This is a genomic window from Micromonospora sp. NPDC047467, from assembly GCF_040643095.1.
Lineage (GTDB): Bacteria > Actinomycetota > Actinomycetes > Mycobacteriales > Micromonosporaceae > Micromonospora.
The window spans coordinates 508,703-526,027 of the sequence record NZ_JBEYTO010000001.1 but is presented as its reverse complement, the minus strand read 5'-3'; the positions used below and the strand labels follow the sequence as shown (position 1 = coordinate 526,027).

General features: G+C 72.2%; 12 protein-coding genes. 1 reads left to right on the top strand and 11 read right to left on the bottom strand.

The genetic code is table 11. From position 1 onward, the window contains the following. Positions 1–137: 137 nt before the first annotated feature. Positions 138–428: a phosphopantetheine-binding protein gene (locus ABZ780_RS02150; protein ID WP_356999411.1), complete on the top strand. Its 291-nt coding sequence runs from the start codon at positions 138–140 to the stop codon at positions 426–428. A gap of 189 nt (positions 429–617) precedes the next feature. Here ABZ780_RS02150 and ABZ780_RS02145 read toward each other — a convergent pair whose 3' ends face one another. The 11 genes from ABZ780_RS02145 to ABZ780_RS02095 form a co-directional block, all read right to left on the bottom strand. Next, positions 618–1,307 carry an O-methyltransferase gene (locus tag ABZ780_RS02145; protein ID WP_357483234.1) on the bottom strand — a complete coding sequence of 230 codons (690 nt, stop codon included), beginning with the start codon at positions 1,305–1,307 and terminating at the stop codon, positions 618–620. Next, positions 1,304–2,674 (bottom strand): cytochrome P450, encoded by a 1,371-nt coding sequence (locus ABZ780_RS02140; protein ID WP_356999406.1) that lies wholly within the window; start codon positions 2,672–2,674, stop codon positions 1,304–1,306. Before ABZ780_RS02140 ends, ABZ780_RS02145 begins: the two co-directional genes overlap by 4 nt. Further along, a complete protein-coding gene (locus ABZ780_RS02135) occupies positions 2,671–3,252 on the bottom strand; it encodes a flavin reductase family protein (RefSeq protein ID WP_356999404.1) in 582 nt (193 codons plus the stop codon). Before ABZ780_RS02135 ends, ABZ780_RS02140 begins: the two co-directional genes overlap by 4 nt. 19 nt (positions 3,253–3,271) lie before the next feature. After that, a complete protein-coding gene (locus tag ABZ780_RS02130; RefSeq protein ID WP_356999401.1) occupies positions 3,272–3,706 on the bottom strand; it encodes an acyl-CoA thioesterase in 435 nt (144 codons plus the stop codon). 1 nt (position 3,707) lies between these two features. Then, positions 3,708–9,461 carry a type I polyketide synthase gene (locus ABZ780_RS02125; protein WP_357483232.1) on the bottom strand — a complete coding sequence of 1,918 codons (5,754 nt, stop codon included), beginning with the start codon at positions 9,459–9,461 and terminating at the stop codon, positions 3,708–3,710. After that, positions 9,458–10,495, bottom strand: coding sequence for an enediyne biosynthesis protein (locus tag ABZ780_RS02120; RefSeq protein WP_356999396.1), 1,038 nt, complete (start codon positions 10,493–10,495; stop codon positions 9,458–9,460). The genes ABZ780_RS02125 and ABZ780_RS02120 overlap by 4 nt, the downstream gene beginning before the upstream one ends. A gap of 5 nt (positions 10,496–10,500) precedes the next feature. Next, positions 10,501–12,450 carry a CRTAC1 family protein gene (locus tag ABZ780_RS02115; protein WP_356999393.1) on the bottom strand — a complete coding sequence of 650 codons (1,950 nt, stop codon included), beginning with the start codon at positions 12,448–12,450 and terminating at the stop codon, positions 10,501–10,503. 376 nt (positions 12,451–12,826) lie between these two features. Continuing rightward, on the bottom strand, positions 12,827–13,825 hold the full coding sequence (locus ABZ780_RS02110) for a DUF1702 family protein (RefSeq protein ID WP_357483229.1): 999 nt from the start codon (positions 13,823–13,825) through the stop codon (positions 12,827–12,829). A gap of 70 nt (positions 13,826–13,895) precedes the next feature. Beyond that, positions 13,896–14,957: a carboxymuconolactone decarboxylase family protein gene (locus ABZ780_RS02105; RefSeq protein ID WP_357483226.1), complete on the bottom strand. Its 1,062-nt coding sequence runs from the start codon at positions 14,955–14,957 to the stop codon at positions 13,896–13,898. After that, the gene (locus tag ABZ780_RS02100; RefSeq protein ID WP_357483223.1) at positions 14,954–16,609 is read right to left on the bottom strand and encodes a GMC family oxidoreductase; all 1,656 of its coding nucleotides are present in this window, start codon (positions 16,607–16,609) and stop codon (positions 14,954–14,956) included. The genes ABZ780_RS02105 and ABZ780_RS02100 overlap by 4 nt, the downstream gene beginning before the upstream one ends. Then, positions 16,606–17,136 carry a DUF5987 family protein gene (locus ABZ780_RS02095; RefSeq protein WP_356999381.1) on the bottom strand — a complete coding sequence of 177 codons (531 nt, stop codon included), beginning with the start codon at positions 17,134–17,136 and terminating at the stop codon, positions 16,606–16,608. Before ABZ780_RS02095 ends, ABZ780_RS02100 begins: the two co-directional genes overlap by 4 nt. Between the last annotated feature and the right edge of the window lie 189 nt (positions 17,137–17,325).

Below are 17,325 nucleotides of genomic sequence, written 5' to 3'. Positions count from 1 at the left end.
GTCGCGCAATCGCAAGGATGCGCCTGCCCATCGACCACCCGCAACATGGGAGCGCGGTACGGCGTGCCTGCCGCAGTCCGGTACCCGTGACCGGCCGGCCACGGGTGCCGGACCCGGCCAGGAGGGGAGCACTGCGAATGACGGATATCGATCAGGACGATTTGCGTCGGTCGACGGTCGAAAAGTGTGTCGCGGCGATCTGGAGCGACGTTCTACGCATGCCACCGGATCGACCGGAGGCGACATTTTTCGAATTGCAGGGACAGTCCATCTCGGCGGTTCGCATCATCACGCGCATCGAGGACGAACTCGGTGTGGTGGTGGACGTCGGGCTCCTCTTCGAGGATCCGGACCTGACCGCCTTCACGGCGGCGGTCGTGGCCGCCAGCCGACCCGGGCAGGACGCGCAGGCGGCGAATCCCGCCTGACCGGTTCCGGTCGGACATCGCGGATCCACCCTCGGGGGTGGATCCGCGTCGTCGTGTCCGGGCCGCGTCGGGATCCACGCCGAGGCCGACGCCGGGGCACGACCCACGCCGATTCCGGGACGCCGACGCGCGCCGGCGCACACGCAACCGACCCCGCGCCCACCAGGGCCGGGGTCGGTTGCGGATGCCTCAGCGGCGTCGGGCGATGGTGAGTCCGTCCGCGATCGGCAACATGACGGTCTCGAACCGCTCGTCGGCGGCCAGCGTGGCGTTGAACGCGCGCAGCGTCTGCGCGGCACGCCGGGGCAGGCCGGGCTCGGCCAGCTCCGGGGCCAGCACGTACCCGTCGAGCAGGACGTTGTCCGCCAGCAGCAGGCCGCCGGGCCGCAGCATCGGCACCACCGCCTCGTAGTAGGTGGGGTAGTTCATCTTGTCGGCGTCGATGAAGACCAGGTCGACGACCGTGTCGGTGGGCATCGACCGCAGGGTCCGGGCCGCCGAGCCGAGCCGGAACTCGATCCGGTCGGCCACACCCGCCCGCTCCCAGTGGGAGCGGGCGATGTCGATCCACTGATCCGTGACGTCGCAGGTCACCACCCGGCCGCCCGGGGCGAGCCCGCGGGCGATGGCCAGGGCCGACAACCCGGTGAACGTCCCGATGTCCACCGCCGTGCCCACACCGACGAGCCGGGTCAGGATGGTCAGCAGCGCGGCCTGCTCGACCGGCACCATCATCCCGGCCGCCTCGCCCACCCCGCGGGTGGAGTCGACCAACCCGCTCAGGGCCTCCTCCGGCGGTGAGCTGGACCGCACCAGGTAGTCCCGGACGGCCTGGTTCACCGGCACGTGCTTGACCTCGGCGAAGCCCGCGCCGCTCACCGGCGCGTCCCCGCGGCGTCCTCCGCCGTGACCCGCATCGGCAGGCCACCCCGGATCCGGAGCGACAGCATCGGTTCGGGAATCACCCGGTACGCCGGGTCGCCGGTGAGCCGCAGTTCCCGCACGACCATGGCGATCACGAACGTGGCCTCCATCAGCCCCAGGTTGTTGCCGACGCAGAACCGAGGTCCGGCGCCGAACGGCACGTACGCGTACCGTGGCCGGCCGCCGGATCGGGACGGGTCGAACCGGTCGGGGTCGAACCGCTCCGGCTCCTCCCAGAAGTCCGGGTGGCGGTGCAGGGTGTACGGGCAGATCAACACGTCCGCGCCGGCCGGCACGTCGTACCCGCCGATCACGTCCGGCCCCTGGGCGATGCGGGAGAGCATCCACACCGGAGGGTAGAGCCGCATCGCCTCGCTGATCACCTGACCGATGAACCGCAGCCGGGCCAGGTCCTCGAACACCGGCAGCCGGTCGCCGAGCACCTCCACCGCCTCGGCGCGGACCCGCTCGCGCACCTCCGGGTGCTTGTCGAGCAGGTGGAAGGTCCAGCCCAGCGTGCTGGCCGTCGTCTCGTGCCCGGCCAGCAGCAGGGTGACCAGTTCGTCGCGCATCCGCAGCCGGCCGACCTGGGGATCGGCCTCCTGCCCGGTGGAGACGATCAGTCGGGTCAACGCGTCGTCACCCGCCTCGCCACGGGCCCGCCGCTCGGCGACCAGGGCGTCGACAATTCGTTGCAGGTCCCGTCGGGCACGCCGGAACCGGAGCTGGTGGGGCAGTGGCAGCCAGGTCGGCACCGAGCCCATCGTGACCATCTCGAACATGGCCTGGTCCTGCATGACCTCGAAGGAGTGCCCCACCGAGCCGTGCCCGCTGAGGTCGCTGTCGAGCAGGGTGCGACCCAGCACTCCGAGGGTCAGCCCGGTCATCTCCTGGATGATGTCGACGGGGGCGCCGTCGCGGTGCGCGCGCAGCCGTCCGACCAGCCGGTCGGCCTCCTCGACCACCACGCCGGCCTGCGCGGCGATCCGCTTGGCCTGGAACGCCGGCTGGATCACCCGGCGCTGCTTGCGCCACAGCTCACCCTCGCTGGTGAGCAGGCCGTCGCCGAGGGCCCGCCGGGCCTGAGCGAGCCCGACGCCCTTGTGGTAGTTCTGGCTGTTGTCGGCCAGCACGTGCTTGGCGTGGTCGGGGTGGTTGAAGAAGTTCATCGTCTTGAAACTCGGTCCGAGCCGGACGGCGTCGCCGTAGCTCGCCGCCGTCCGCATGAGGCCCAGCCGGTCCCGGGCGAGCTGCCAGAGCGTGCGCAGCATCGCCGGGCCGGTCGGACCCGCCGGTACGCGGCGGATCGGTGTCGTCGTCATCCCGTCACCCCTCCTCGGGCCGTGGCGTGCCACGCGGGCACACCGTCGGCCGGGTCGGCCCGGTCCGGGGTGAGCTGCCGGAACCGGCCGTGGACGAACAGCACGCCGTCCCCCTCCGGCTCACGGCGCGCCGCCAGCAGGTTGCCCACGAAGATGGTGTGGTCACCGCCCTCGTAGGACCGCCACAGCTCGCACTCGAAGTGCGCCAGCGCCCCGGTGATCAGTGGTGCGCCGGTGGCCTGGCCGGCGAACCAGTCGACGGCGTCGAACTGGGCGGCGCCCAACGGGCGACGCCGGTTCGCGAAGTGCCGGGCCACCGGCTCCTGGTGCGCGGCCAGCACGGAGATTCCGAACTGGCCGCGCTCCAGCAGACTGCCGTGCATGATCGCCTGCTGGTCGACGCAGACGAGCACCATGGGCGGGTCGAGGGACACCGACGTGAACGAGTTCGCCGTCATCCCGTGTGGACAGTCGCCTCCGACGGTCACCACGGTCACGCCAGTGGCGAACGAGCCGAACGCTCGGCGCAGCTGGACGGGATCGGACGGCTCGACGACGGACTCTGACTGGACGTTCACGTGTACCTCCCGTGTGTCGCTACGCCGTCCGTGCCCGGTAGGGACCCAGTGCCCGGGCCAACGAATCCGGAACCCGGGTAGGGCTGGTGCGGCTGTTCGGCCCGCGCATGCAGGCCACCCGTTGCCGGCCGCGGGCGACCAGCACCTCGCCCTCGGCGTGCAGCCGGACGTAGTCGAAGCTGAACTCGATCTGGGTCTGCGTGAGCTCGACCAGCCGCATCCGGATGGCCAGTTGGTCGAAGGCGGTGATCTCCGCGAAGAACTCGCAGTCCACCTTCAACGTGAACAGCTTCAGGTCGGCGCGCAGGTCGTCGAGGACGTCGGTCGCCTTGTGGTACAGGAACATCTCCCTGCACCGTCCCTGCCAACGCAGGTAGTTGACGTAGTAGACGTTTCCGACGAGGTTGGTCTCCTCGAAGCCCACCGTGTGCCGGTACTCGAAGTAGTCCTCCATGTCATGACCAGCCATCGGTGAGGACGGCCAGGAGGACCGGCGCGGCCGTGTCACCCACGGTGGTGGCGAGGGTGGCCACCCGCACCGGACCCGAGGCGAAGACCACCCAGCCGTCGCGCCGGACCGGGGTCAGCGCCACCGGCGCGTGCTCCGGCAGACCGATCTGACGCAGGCAGGCCAGGACCGCCTCGATGCGGGCCCCGGAGACGTCCCGGTCCTCACCGGAGCCGTCCACCAACTGGTCGAGCAGCGCCCCGCGCCGGCCCAGGACCGCCGACCACTCGTCGGCCGAACGCGCCGGCACCGGCCGCACGTCGCAGCCGATCTGGGCGGTGGCCGCCACTGCGAGGCTGAGGCCAGCGCCGTGGCAGACCGCCACCGAGCGGTCGCCGACCTTCTCCGGACGTCCGTTGCCGTCGTAGCGCAGCGACACGGCGTGCCCGAGGGCGCGACCGACCGCCAGGGCGTCCCGATCGCCGTCGCCGGCCTCCGCGTCCGGTTCGACGGCGACGGCCACCGTGGCGCCGATCAGGTCACCCAGGGTCCGTTCCAGGTAGGAGCCGAGCAGCGGCGCCACCCAGGGACCCCGGCCATCCTTCTTCCGTACGGCCCGCAGGTGCAGGCCCTCCCACCGCTCGACGACCTCGCCCGAGCCGGTTCGCAGCGCGATGTCGTAGACGTAGGTGTCGCCGTCGCGCTCCCGCTCGGTGGCGCAGTAGCGCAGCGAGCCTTCGGTGCCCAGCCGCGGACCGGCCGGGTACAGCCGCTCGATCGCCACCGGCAGCAGGGTGGCATCCGGCACGCAGACCTGGTTGCCGTGCATCAGCGCGTCGCGGACCCCCGGGTCGCCGAGCAGCAGGGTGCTCGGCAGGTACGCGCTGAACCAGTCCGTACCGGGCTCGGCCGCCAGGTCGGCGTCGACGTCCCGGGCGGCGGCCCGGTGGAACCCGCGCAGCCGCTGGAAGCGTGCCCCCTGGAAGAGGGTGCCGCCGTACAGGTCGCGGGCCGGGTCGAGCGGCACCGGCGGCAGGTCGTCGGTGACCTGCTCCGGCGGTCCGGCCGGCACCGGGGTCTCGGCGAAGCGCAGCGTCGCCTCGAAGTGGTCGGCGGCGAACCCGGTGTCCGAGGCGCGGATCACCGCGCGCACGGTGTCGTCGGCGGTGACGAGCACCGCGATGCGGATGGTGGTGCTGCCGTGCGGCGGCACCACGATCGGTCGACTGAACCGGGCCTGCTCGATGACAGGTGTCTCGTCGCGGCCGGTGACGGCCATGGCCGCCTGCGCCATCGCCTCCATGCCGAAGACCGCCGGGAAGAGCAGGTTGCCGTCGAGGAGGTGGTCGGGCAGGTACAGGTCACTGCCGGCGGTGAGCTCGACGTCGGTGACCAGCTCGACCCCGTGGTAGCGGACCTGGGGCCGGTCCACGAAGCGCAGCAGCGGCAGCTCCGGCTCCTCGAACCGGAGCGTGTCGAGGCTGTCGGCCCGGCCGCTGGCCACCACCACCGGCGGAGTGTCCGGGTCGGTGACCAGCCGGCGCAGCAGCGCCACGCCCTCGTCGGGGGTGATCGGGGTGATGCCGTCGCGGGTCAACGACTCGACGACCGACAGCCGCTCCCCCATGCCGACGCCCGACCAGACCGACCACTCCAGACAGATGGAACGGCAGTCCGGGTGGGCGGCACCGAATCGGCGGGTCTGCTCGGCGAGCCGGTCGTTGGCGGTGGCGTAGTGCGCCTCGCCCCGCAGCCCGGCCCGACCGATGATGCTGCCGAAGGTCACCAGCAGCTTGAGCCGGTCAGCGTCGACCGCGTCCAGCACATTGGTGAGCCCACCGACCTTGGGTGCGAGGGCGCCATGGAAGTCGTCCATGCTCAGGGAGGTCAGCGCGGCCGGCTCGTTGCGCCCGGCGCCGTGCAGCACGGCGGTGACCGGGCCGAGCAGGCGCTGGGCCTCGTCGACCGCGGCCCGGACCGCCACCGGATCGGTGACGTCGGCCTGGAAGTACCGGGCCTCGACCCCGGAGGCGGCGAAGCGCTCCAGGTTGGCCGACAGCTCCGCGTCGCCGGCCAGGTCGGACCGGCCGAGCACCACCAGTCGGGCCCCGGCGTCGACGGCCAGGGCGAGGGCGCACTCGGCGGTGATGCCCTTGCCCCCACCGGTGACCAGCAGCACGTCCCCGGTCGTGAGCGGGGCCTCGGTGCGGCCCGGCGCGATCGGCAGGGCCCGCAGGACCTGCTCCCGGCGGGTGCCCGAGGCGTCGTAGTGGACCTCGCGGTAGCTCTCGGTCGCGGCGACCTCGGCCAGCACCCGCTCGGCGGCGTCGAACCCGGGCGGCAGGTGCACCACCGTGGTCCTGATCTGGGGCGCCTCCAGCCGCAGGGTGCGGGCCAGCCCGCTGGCCCCGAGGCCGTGCTGCACCACCACGAAGCGGTCGGTCGTGCCGCCGGCCAGCACCGCCCGGGCCCCCTGCAGGGCCGGTTCGAGCTGTTCCGGCGGGCAGTCCGCCGGCAGCCAGACCAGCACACCGCCGCCCACGCCGCCGTTGGCCAACGCCTGGCGGACCTGCTCGGCGCGTGGATCGGTGAGCGCGCCGAAGAGCTGCCACCTGCCGGCCGGTTCGGCCGGGCCGGGCACCGGCGTGGGTGTCTCGGCCAGGTCGACCGCGAACGCCCGGATGAAGGTGGCCACACCGGCCACCGACGTCGGCTGCGACGCATCCTCGATCAGGCCGGTGCCGATCAGTGTCTCCAGCGCCTCGGCGACCTCCCGTACGGTCGCCGTGGCGACGTTGGTGGGCAGCCGTGACGGGGGTACGCCCAGCCGCTCGGCGGCCTGGTTGACCACCTGGCTGACCGTGATCGAGCTGAGGTGCAGGTCGTCGAGGAGTCGGCTGTCCTCGCCGACCATGTCCAGTGGCAGCTCCGCCCGCTCGGCGACGAGCTGGCGCAGCGTCAGGGACGCCGACTCGCCGGTGGGCGCGCCACCGGGCAGCGGCGCGGCGACCTCGACGGCCCGCTGCTGCGACTCCGGCAGCGCCACCTCGGGCACCGTCTCGCAGGGGCTGGTGAAGAAGGTGAACTGGTCGACGTCCTTCAGCGGCCGGACCAGCCGGCCGTCGAAGAGCTGCGGGTGCACCCGGGCGGCACCGACGACGTACGCCGCCGCGGCCACCCGCAGCACGCTGGCCATCGTCTCGTCATCGGTGTCGAGTGCCACCGCCGGCACCGACACGTCGGTGCGGGCCAGGTCGGACAGGATGCGTCCCGGGCCGACCTCGACGAACAGGTCCACCTCCTTGGCGGCCAACGCGACGGCTTGCGTGAACAGCACCGGATCGGTGATCTGGTTGCGCAGCAGGGCGGCGAGATCGGTGTCCGACGGCAGCTCGGCGCCGGTCACGGTGGAGATCACCTGCCGGTGCAGCGGGTCGAACCGCTCACCGGCGAGGTACCCGCCGAACGCCTCGGCCGCCTCGGCGACCAGGGGCGAGTGGAAGGCGTGCGAGACCCGCAGCCGTTTGCCGGCCACGCCGGCCGCCTCGGCTCGCGCCAGCACCCGGTCGACCGCCTCGACCGCGCCGGAGACCACGGTCTGCCGCTGGCTGTTGTAGCCACCGATGACCACGGGGTCCTCGCCGAGGAGCCGGCGTACGGTCTCCGGGTCGGCCGGTATGCCGGCCATCGTCCCGTCGGGGCGACCGTGCTCGGCCATGGTTCGGCCCCGTGTGGCGGCCATCCGCAGCACCGACGACAGGTCCATCGCCCCGGCCCAGTGCAGTGCGGTCAGCTCGCCGAGGCTGTGCCCCACGGCGACGTCGGCCTCGATGCCGAGCGCGGAGAGCACGCTCAGCCCGGCGACCGACCCGGTGACGATGCGGGGCTGGGCGACCTCGGTGGCCACCACGTCGCCGGTGGGCAGCGCCGCCTCGGTGACGATCCGCTCGGCCTGGGTGAACCGGCGACGCAGCGCCTGCGCCGGCCGGCCACGACCCGTGCCCTGCCCGGGAAAGAGGAAACCGATCCGGGCGGAGCCTCGGGCGTGCCCGAGGAAGGCCCGGCCGTCCACGGCGTACAACCGGGTCTCCCCGGCCTGTAGGGCCGCGTGCACCCGCAGCAGCTGACGCTCGGCGTCCTCCGGCGAGCGGGCCACCACGGCGGCCCGGTACGGCCGGTCGCCCAGCTCCCGGTAGAGGCCGGCTGCCAGGTCACCGAGCTGCGCGTACGACAGCTTGATCACCTGTGTGGCGAGGGCGCCGATCCGCTCGGCCAGCTCGGCCGGTGTGTCGGCGTCCACGGCGAGCAGCTCGACGTTCTGCGTCCGGGACGCCATCGTGCGGGTCCGGGCGTCCGGCCGGCGGCGTGCGCCGTCCTCGCCCTGCACGACCAGGTGGGTGTTGATCCCACCGAACCCCATGGCGGTGATCCCGGCGCGCAACTGCGCGTCGGCCGGCCACGGCTCGGCGGCGGGCAGCACCCGCAGCTTCGCCTCGGTCGAGGTGAGCACGTCGTGCGGATCCTCGCAGCCGACGGTCGGCGGCAGCATCTGGTGGTGCACCGCGAGGACCGCCTTCAGCAGGCCGGCGACCCCGGCGGCTGCCTTGGTGTGCCCGATCATCGCCTTGATGGAGCTGATCGCGGCCGGCGTGCCGGAGGCGCCGGCGAGGCGCCGAGCCTCGGTGAGTGCCCGCAGCTCCGTGCCGTCACCCACCTCGGTGCCGGTGCCGTGCCCCTCGAACATGGCGACGGTCTCGATGCCGAAGCCGGCGCGCTCGTACGCCCGGCGTAGCGCCAGCCGGTAGCCGTCCTCCTCCGGCCGGGTGATGCCGCCCTTGCCGTCGGAGGACACCCCCCAGCCGGCGATCGACGCGTAGATGCGCCGGCCCTGCGCCACCGCGTCCTCGTGTCGCATCAGGACGACCATGCCGCAGCCCTCACCGGGCCAGAACCCGTTGGAGCCCTGGTCGTAGACCTTCATGTCGCCACGGGCCAGCGCGCCGGTCTTGGCGAAGCCGATGATCTCGAACGGGTCGATCGACAGGTCGACACCGCCGGCCACGGCGACGTCCAGCTCGCCGTCGACCAGGCCGCGGCAGGCGGTCAGCACCGACAGGAGCGACGAGGAGCAGGCGCCGTCGACGGTGTAGCCGCCGCCCTTGAGATCGAAGTAGTTGCAGATCCGCCCGGCGATGGTGTTGGACAGTCCGCCGGCCAGGGTGTCCTCGTCGATCTCCGGGAACGGCGCCTTGTAGCGCTGTTCGAGGGTGCCGAGGAAGTCACCGAGCTGGTCGTCGTCCCAGCCCTGCTCGCGCAGGGCCGCGCCGACGGTCCGACGGACGTACGGCCAGCGCAGCCGCAGCACGTTGGCGCGGGCGAACTCCCCGGTGAGGGTGTTGCCCACCACCACGCCGGTCCGCTCGCGGGGCAGGTCCTCGCCCATCGGGAAGCCGGCGTCGCCGAGTGCCGAGGCGGCCACGTCCAGGGCCAGCCAGTGGGTCAGGTCGGTGGAGCGGTACGTGCTGCCGGCGATGCGGAACTTCACCCGGTCGAACTCGTACCCCTCGATGACGGCCGCGTTGCGCGCGTAGAACCGGTCCGGGGCGCTGCGGTCGGCGTCCCAGTAGTCGGCCAGCCGCATCCGCTCGTCCGGCAGGCGGCGGAAGGCCCGCCGGCCGGCGACCGCGTTCTCCCACAGTTCCCCGGGCGACGCGGCGTCGGGATATCGGCACGCCAGGCCGACGACGGCGATGCGACTCATGCCGGTACCGCCTCTTTATGCGAGTTGGGCTCCGTGGCGAGAGTGCCGGCGTCGGCGCCTGCCTCGGTGCCGGTGGCGGCGGCGATCGGGGCGGGCTGGCCACCGGGGGTTTCCGTCCCGCCGGCGGCGGCTTCCCGCTGCTCGCGGACCTTGTTGGAGATGTGCAGCGCCCACAGGTACATGCCGCGGATGAGGCAGACCGTCGCGGTGGCGAAGAACAGCCCGTAGGCGATCCCCGCGCCGGTGATCACGCCGTAGACGGTGGCCACGCCGGCACCGAAGGCGAACTGCGACGCGGGGCTGGATGGGCTGGTGCCCGGGTCGGTGATCATGTAATTCGTGAACAGCACGAACGCCACGCTGGTCATCATGCCGAGGGCACCCAGGATGGCGGTGTCGAGGATGAGCCCGCGCACCACCGCCTGGAGCGCGAACACGGACAGCCAGCCGAGGATCAGCCACATCCGGTTGGTGAGCTTGGCGTTGAGCATCGTCCCGGCGGTGATGATGATGGCTGGAATCAGCCAGTCGCCGAGCGCGGGGGTGTGCTCGGTGAAGTGGTAGGGCGGGGCGATGCTGGCCCACGGGAACAGGATCAGGATGACCGCGATACCGAAGTTGGACGGGTTCATGTAGTGCCGCAGCCGGCCTCGGACGGGAGCCCGCAGGATCCACTTCGCGGCGATCGCGACGGTGACCCCGAACATCATCACCCAGACCCGGTCGTTGACGTAGGTCAGCATGTTGACGGCCAGCGAGGTGATGTGCGCCGGCAGCAGGAACTCCATGAACCCGCGCTTGCCGCCGCCGAGGAAGCGCGGCGCGCGACCCTCGGCCCGGGCGCCGACGGCCTCGAGCACGATCTCGACGGTGTACCCGGTGGCGAGCGCGATGAAGGGCCACAGCCAGGGCTGCTCGAAGCCCAGGTAGACGTAGCCGACGATGTTGAAGATCGTGATCGACATGGCGAAGCGGCGCAGCGCAGTCGTGATCTTGGCGTCGTGGCGGACGGGGATGGTCTGGGTCTCGGCCATGTCCATTACCTCTCGTTGGCCTGCGAGCCGAGCTGCACGTCGTGCCAACCCGGGGTCAGCTGAAGGTCCTGCTTACGGATCTGTCCGGTACGGTCGCGCCAGCAGAGGGTGACCTTCACCGGCCCGGTGACGTCGGCGCCGAGCCCGATGTGCACCTCGTTGCTGCGCTTGCCGGAGTGCCCGCCGCCGCCGTCGACCTTGGAGACGAGCGTGCGGCCGTCGGGCATGGTGACGGCGACCTGGGCGCCGACAGCCGGCGAGCCGCGGCCGGCCGGGTCGGCGGACTCGTGGGTCAGCCGCAGGCCGAGGAAGGCACCCGCGTTCGGGCTGGTGTTGCGGTAGAAGATGGGCTCCGCCCACTGTCGGGCGACCGCCAGGTCGAGCCGGCCGTCCCCGTCGGAGTCGCCGGTGGCCAGCCCTCGGGTGGGTACGGGGATGTCCAGACCCAGCTCGGGTGCGATGTTGACGTACCGACCGTCCTCGCCCCGGACGAAGAAGTGCAGCCGCTGGTTGCCGCCGACGTCGTCACCGGCGCGCACGTTCGGCCACCAGGCCGGGTGGCGGACCAGCGTGTCGTTGGTGGTGGCCAGCTCCTGGAGCTGGGGCCAGCGGTTGACCTCACCCCGGACGAAGCCCGTGGCCTGGGCGATGGCGAGCCGGCCGCCGTTGTCGAAGTCGGCCATCTTGACGTCCCAGCCCCAGCCCGACCAGGCCAGGCCGAGGTCGGCGCTGCGGTCGTAGAACGGGGCGTTGCCACTGCTGAAGCTGGTCTTGACCTCGCTGTGGTCCTTCGCGGTGTTCATGAACGCGTAGTTGCTCTCGTGGATGCCGAACGGCGTGGTGATGTTGCTGACGAACAGGTCGTACAGGCCGTCTCCGTCGATGTCACCGAAGTCGGCGCCCATCCCCTTGAACGAGTCCTTGCCCAGCACCTTCGACTTCGGAACGTTCGCGGTGCGGACCCCGTCGACCAGCGCGAACTCGATGTTGCCCGGCGTGGAACGGTTGTAGAGCAACCGGTCGGGGCCGAAGTCGTGGGCCAGGTACAGCTCCGGCAGCAGGTCGCCGTCGATGTCGGCGGCCGACGCCCCGAGGGCCCAGCCCTTCGAGACGGCTCGGGGGACCACGTTGCTCACCAGCTGGAAGGTGGCGTTCGGCTCGGCACCCGCCGACCCACCGGTCCACCGGAAGACGTAGTCCTCGCCGCCGTTGAGGCCGTTGGACATCGAGTCGTTCATCTCCACTCCGCCTTCGACGGTGTCGTCGAGGACGGGGCTGTGCGGGAAGTAGTTGCCGATGTAGATGTCGACGTGACCGTCACCGTCGAAGTCGTCGATCGCCACGGCGTTGGTGTTCCACAGTGGGCCGTTGTACTCACCGGCGCCGACACCTGGCACCAGCTCGACGGGGCGGTAGGCGGCGTTGCCGAGGGCGAGCGCCCCGCCCTGGGCCAGGAAGAGGATCGGCGTACGGCCCCAGTAGTAGACCAGCAGGTCCATCCGGCCGTCCTCGTTGAAGTCACCCGGCGCGCAGCCCATCGGCGCGGTGATCCGACTGATCGGCAGCGGCGCGGCGTCCAGCGCGAACGGCTGGTACCGGCCCTCGCCCTTGCCCGGCGTCGGGGTGACGACGGTCTGGTCGGTGCGGGGATCGGTCAGGCAGAGGTCGTTGGCCAGGCCGTCGCCGTCCAGGTCGTTCATGGCGACGCCGGCACCCACGGAGGAGATCCAGGCGTCGATGTGGGTGTAGGACTTGTTCACCTTGCGGATCGACTGTTGTACGGCTCCGGAGGGCAGCGCGATGCCCATGGGCTCGAACGCGTACCGGGACGACAGGTCCGTCCGCTCCGCCGCGGACGAGCTGGGCAACCGGACGGCGAAGAACATTCCGACCACGAGTGTGAGGCCGATGATCCCGGCGAGCTGCCGGCGCAGCAGGCCAAACGTCGCTGACATGAACTCAAGACCTCCCGTTTGGTGACGGAACTCGTCGGAGTGACGCCACCGCGCGTCGCGGTGGCGTACCGGCCCGGGCCGGTCGGTTCACGGGTCGCCCGGCTCGATCTGTCTCGCCGGGCGACCCGCCCGACCGGAGGCGGTCGACGTGCGACCGGGCCGGCGACCGGGGGGACCCGGACGGGCTCGGTGCTGTCGTCCGCCCTGCGGGGGGCGTGTGAGCAGATCCTCACAGGACGCCAGAACCCGGGCTACTCGAAAATTGCTGTGCCCTGCCGCGTCTCGAATTGATGACACATTTAGATAATGCGTCCCAGAGGGCGGGACAGGGTTTTGTATAAAGACCTACACAGGCGCCGTCAATAACTGTTTGGAATTACTCCACAGAAGCGTGGACAGTCTTGTCGTCGAAATGCCGACGGATGTTGGTCCGCCATATCTCGTACGGTGGGTTCGGCCCCCCGTCGTCGGCCCCCGGCGCGGTGTCGTCGGCCAGGGCGACGGCCGCCTGCACGGACAGGTCGGTCAGGGCCGCGGCGGCCACCGCCGAGTGCGGGGGCACGAAGCCCGCGTGCACCCGCGCCCGCATGGCGAACACGCTGCCCAGCGCCAACTCCGGCGCGTACCGGCCGGCCCGGCGGCGCAGGGTCGCGAGGTCCGCCGCACCGCAACCGCCGGCGAAGGTGGCGGCCAGCCCGACGCCGCTGTAGAGGTCGGCCCGACGCTCGGGGGCGAAGCGACACACGGCGGCGTCCACGTCGTCCACCCGGGCGCCGTGGATGAACCACAGGGCCCGACCGATCCCCTGGTCCACCGCCCGGCCGAAGTAGTCCGGCCGACCCTGCCAGGCGTACGGCGCGGGCACACGCTGCTCGTCGACCCACTTGCCGGCGTCGAAGTAGGCCAGGTCGAAGCCGTAGCCGTCCACGGCCAACCAGGTCATCGTCGGGTGGAACGGGCCCGGCTCCAGGTCGGGCACCACCTTGCGCCACAGCGGCCGGGGCAGCCGCGCCATCGCGAAGCCGATGCCGATGTAGGCCAGGAAGAGGTGCGGCGCCCCCGGGCCGAGCAACAGCTCACGGGTACGTCGGCGGCGGCCACCGCCCATCGCGTCCAGCACGGTGAAGGCCATCGTGACGCCCTCGTACGCGAAGCCGCGCATGCCCTCGTCGACCAGCTCGACCCGGTGCCGCACCTCGGTGAGGTCCCGGGCGTCGATGCCCCACTCGAAGCCACACACGACAGCCCGGGGAATGGCCTCCAGCCGCGCGGTGGCGGGCGTCGGCGGCCCGGCGAAGCCTCGGCGGGCGAAGCTGACCTCGCTCAGCGCGGGTGCCAGCGCGAGCCTGCGCAACGAGCCCAGAACGGTGGACATTTTTCCTCCCGGACGGAGTCAGACAGGACGGACGCCCGCCGCCGGCGGGGTGCCGGCGGCGGGCGGGGGGTCACGACGGGTGCGGCGGCAGGGCCGGGTCGAGCGGGACCCAGGCCACCACCCGGCGGGCTGCGGTCATGCTGGCCCAGGCGGTCAACTCGACCAGGGCACGATCGTCTGCCCCGCCGGCACGCACGCCGGCCACCACCTCGTCGTCGACCTGGTAGGCCGCGAACGCGGTGAGCAGCGCGAGCTGGCCCGCGGGCCGGTCGGCGGCGGGCAGGTCACGGACCGCGTCGCCGACCCAGGCCCGGCTGAGCCCGGTCGGCAGGCCGTCCCAGGTGTCGAGCCGGGCGACGACCAGCTCCCGTACCGACTCCGGCACCGACCGGCGCCCGGCGGCGTCGACAGCCGCGCCACCCCGGGCGAGCGCGTCGGCCAGGATCGGGTGGCCGGCGGTCCAGCCGAGGTCCGGCGCCGACGGCGCGGACGGCAGCAGCTCCAGCGCGGCGCCGGCCGGTCGGTCACCCCGGGCGCCCCGGGCCATCAACCGGCCGAACACCTTGCGGACGCCGCCACGGAACGCCTCCGGCACACCGGCCGGGATCGGCGAGGGTTCGAGGAAGACGTTCACCATCCGGTTGAGGTACTGGAAGGCCAGTGCCACGCCGAGGAGTTCGACGGCCTCGTCGTGGGCGACCGGGGGCGCGGCCTGCCGGGCCGACGTCCGTGCCGTGCCGGCCCGTGCCCAGTCGGCCACCCGGGCCAGGCGGGCGTCGTCCGGCGCGTCGCTCGCCGGCCGGAGCAGGCCGTCGAGCGTCGCCGAGTGCACCTCCACGCAGTACGGGCAGGAGTTGGCCGCCGACACGGCAGCCGCCACCGTCTCGCGGGTGGCCCGGTCCACCCGGCCGGCGGCGACAAGCGTCTCGCGCAGCGTCACCCAGCACGCGGCCAGCACCTGCGGCGCGGGCGAGTGCAGGCTGACCGGCGGGGCGAGCATGCCGAAGTCGCGCTCCACCTGCTGGTAGACCGCGGCCACCAGGCCGTCGGCCCGTTCGACCGGCACCGGGGTGACCCGACGCACGTGCGCCCGGGAGGGGCGGCGGGCCACTCGGGCGTACAGGCCGCTCACCGCCGCCGCGCTCCGCTCACCAGGGGCAGCATGGCGTCGCGGCTGCTGGTGGCCCCGTCCGGCGCGGGGGCGCCGTAGCGGACGTCCACGCCACGCGCGCGGGCCGCCTCGACGATGCCCGGCACTGCCCGCTCGGCCAGCGCGGCGATGGTCATCGCCGGGTTCACGGTCAGTCCGGCCGGCACCGCGGAGCCGTCGGTGACGAAGATGCCGGGGTGGTCGCGCAGCTCGTGCCGGTCGTCGAGCGCCGAGGTCGCCGGGTCGTCGCCGATCCGGCAGGACGCCAACGGGTGCACCGTGTACGCGCCCACCACGTCGTTGGTCCACGGCATCACCCGGGCCAGCCCGTCGCGTTCGAGGATGTCGCGCACCTCGGCGTCGGAGAGGGCCCACCCACGCAGGGTGTTCTCGGTCGGGTCGTAGCGCAGCGAACCGCGTCCGAGCATCTGCTGGGACAGCCGCATCGAGTTGCCGCTGGACGGCGGCGGGCCGAACACCCCCTCGTTGTCGTCCTCGCTCATCGTGAAGACGGTCAACCAGGACTGCCAGCGGCGCAGCAGCTCCTTCTTCTCCGCGCCGAACCAGGAGGGCCCGACAGCGTCGGGCACCTGGGCGAGGATCGTGCCGAAGCCCGGCGGGAAGTAGAGCTGTTCCAGGGAGTACCGCTCGTATTCGGGAAGGGACCCGTCGAGCCGGTCCCAGGTGGCAACGGCCGGGCCCTTGCCGATCTGGTAAGCCTCGTAGGGCACGCCGTCGGGCCGGGTCAGGCCGAGCACGTCGCGGACGCGGTCCTCGTTGAGGATCGCCGTGTTCAGCCGCTCGCCGTTGCCGGAGAAGTACCGGCCGACGGCGTGTGGCATCGCACCGAGGGTCGGCTCGGACCGCTGGAGGATGACCGGAGTGGCCCCGGCGCCGGCGGCCAGCACGACGATCTTGGCGTCGATCGTGCCGGCGCCCACCTCGACCCGGTAGTCGACGTCGTCGAGGACGCTGTAGTGCACCCGGTAGCCGCCGTCGTCGGTGCGGGACAGGTGCTGCACCTCGTGCAGCGGCCGGATCTGCGCGCCGTGCGCCACCGCGGCCGGCAGGTAGTTGAGCAGCAGCGACCGCTTCGCGTCGAACCGGCAGCCGGACATCATCCAGTTGCAGTTCGTGCACGTGGCCGCGTCGAGCGCCACCGGCACCGCGTTCGCGGTCCGTCCGGCGTGGTGGCAGGCGGCACCGAACAGCCCGCCGGAGAACGGCACGGTGTCCCAGGTCGTCTGGGTGACGGGCAGCGCCTCGGCCACCCGGTCGTACCACGGCTCAAGCGACTCCCGGGAGATCGCGGCCGGCCACATCCGGTGGTTGAAGCGCCCCTTGCGGTCGAAGACGAACCGGGGGGCGCGAGGCATCGCGGCGAAGTAGACGACGCTGCCGCCGCCCACGCAGTTGCCGCTGAGCACGCTCATCCCGTCGCCGATGACGAAGTCGAAGATCCGGGTCGACGACGAGCCGAACTTGAAGTCGTGCTGGAAGTCCTCGCCGGACAGCCACGGGCCGCGTTCCAACACGACCACCCGCGCGCCGCCGGCAGCGAGGTGGTACGCCGTGATGGCGCCGCCGAAGCCGCTACCGATCACCAGGACGTCGGTGCTCTCGGAACTCGTCATGCGGGGCTCCCGGAGGGGGTCGTGTCGGGGTGGGGCTGGGCCAACTGCCGGCCGTAGCTGTACGTGGGGAACCGCCACAGCCCGTCGGAGTCCGGCGGGCGGAAGCCCATCGTCGTCAAGCCCGCGTGTCCGGCGTCGAGCGCCTCCACGGTGTTGGTGTGCGCCCCGGCGTCGAAGGCGATGGTGCTGAACATGGCGAGGCTGATCCACGCCTCCCGCTCCGGGTGCGCGTGGTCGGTCAGTCGCTGCACGAGCAGCACCCGGTCCGGATAGTCGAGCGAGACGAACGGCGGGACCTCTGGATCCAGCGCGATCCCGGCCCCAGCGGCGTACTCCCGGGCGTGCTCGTTGAGACCGTCGGCCAGCATGTCCAACGCCGGCGCCATGCCCCCCTCGGCGGAGCGGAGCACCTCCAGCGCACCCGAGGCCACTGCGCCGCCGCCCTGCGAGACCCCGGCCACGGCCCGGTCCCCGGGCCACCGCCGCTCACCGGGCAGAATCGTGTCGGCATACGCTTCCAGCGACATCGTCCGTGCCTGCGCTGTATCGGTTTCCCTGGGCACGGGCATCACCTCCGACGATCGATTGAATTGACAGGAAACGCGTTGCAGGCATGCGTCCGCGCAATGTCCGGTCGCCCGCGAGAAACGCTGCGACATTCCCCCGTCATGACGCAATCCAATGGTGTCGGCGTGCCGCTGCGGCCGCATCTCGCG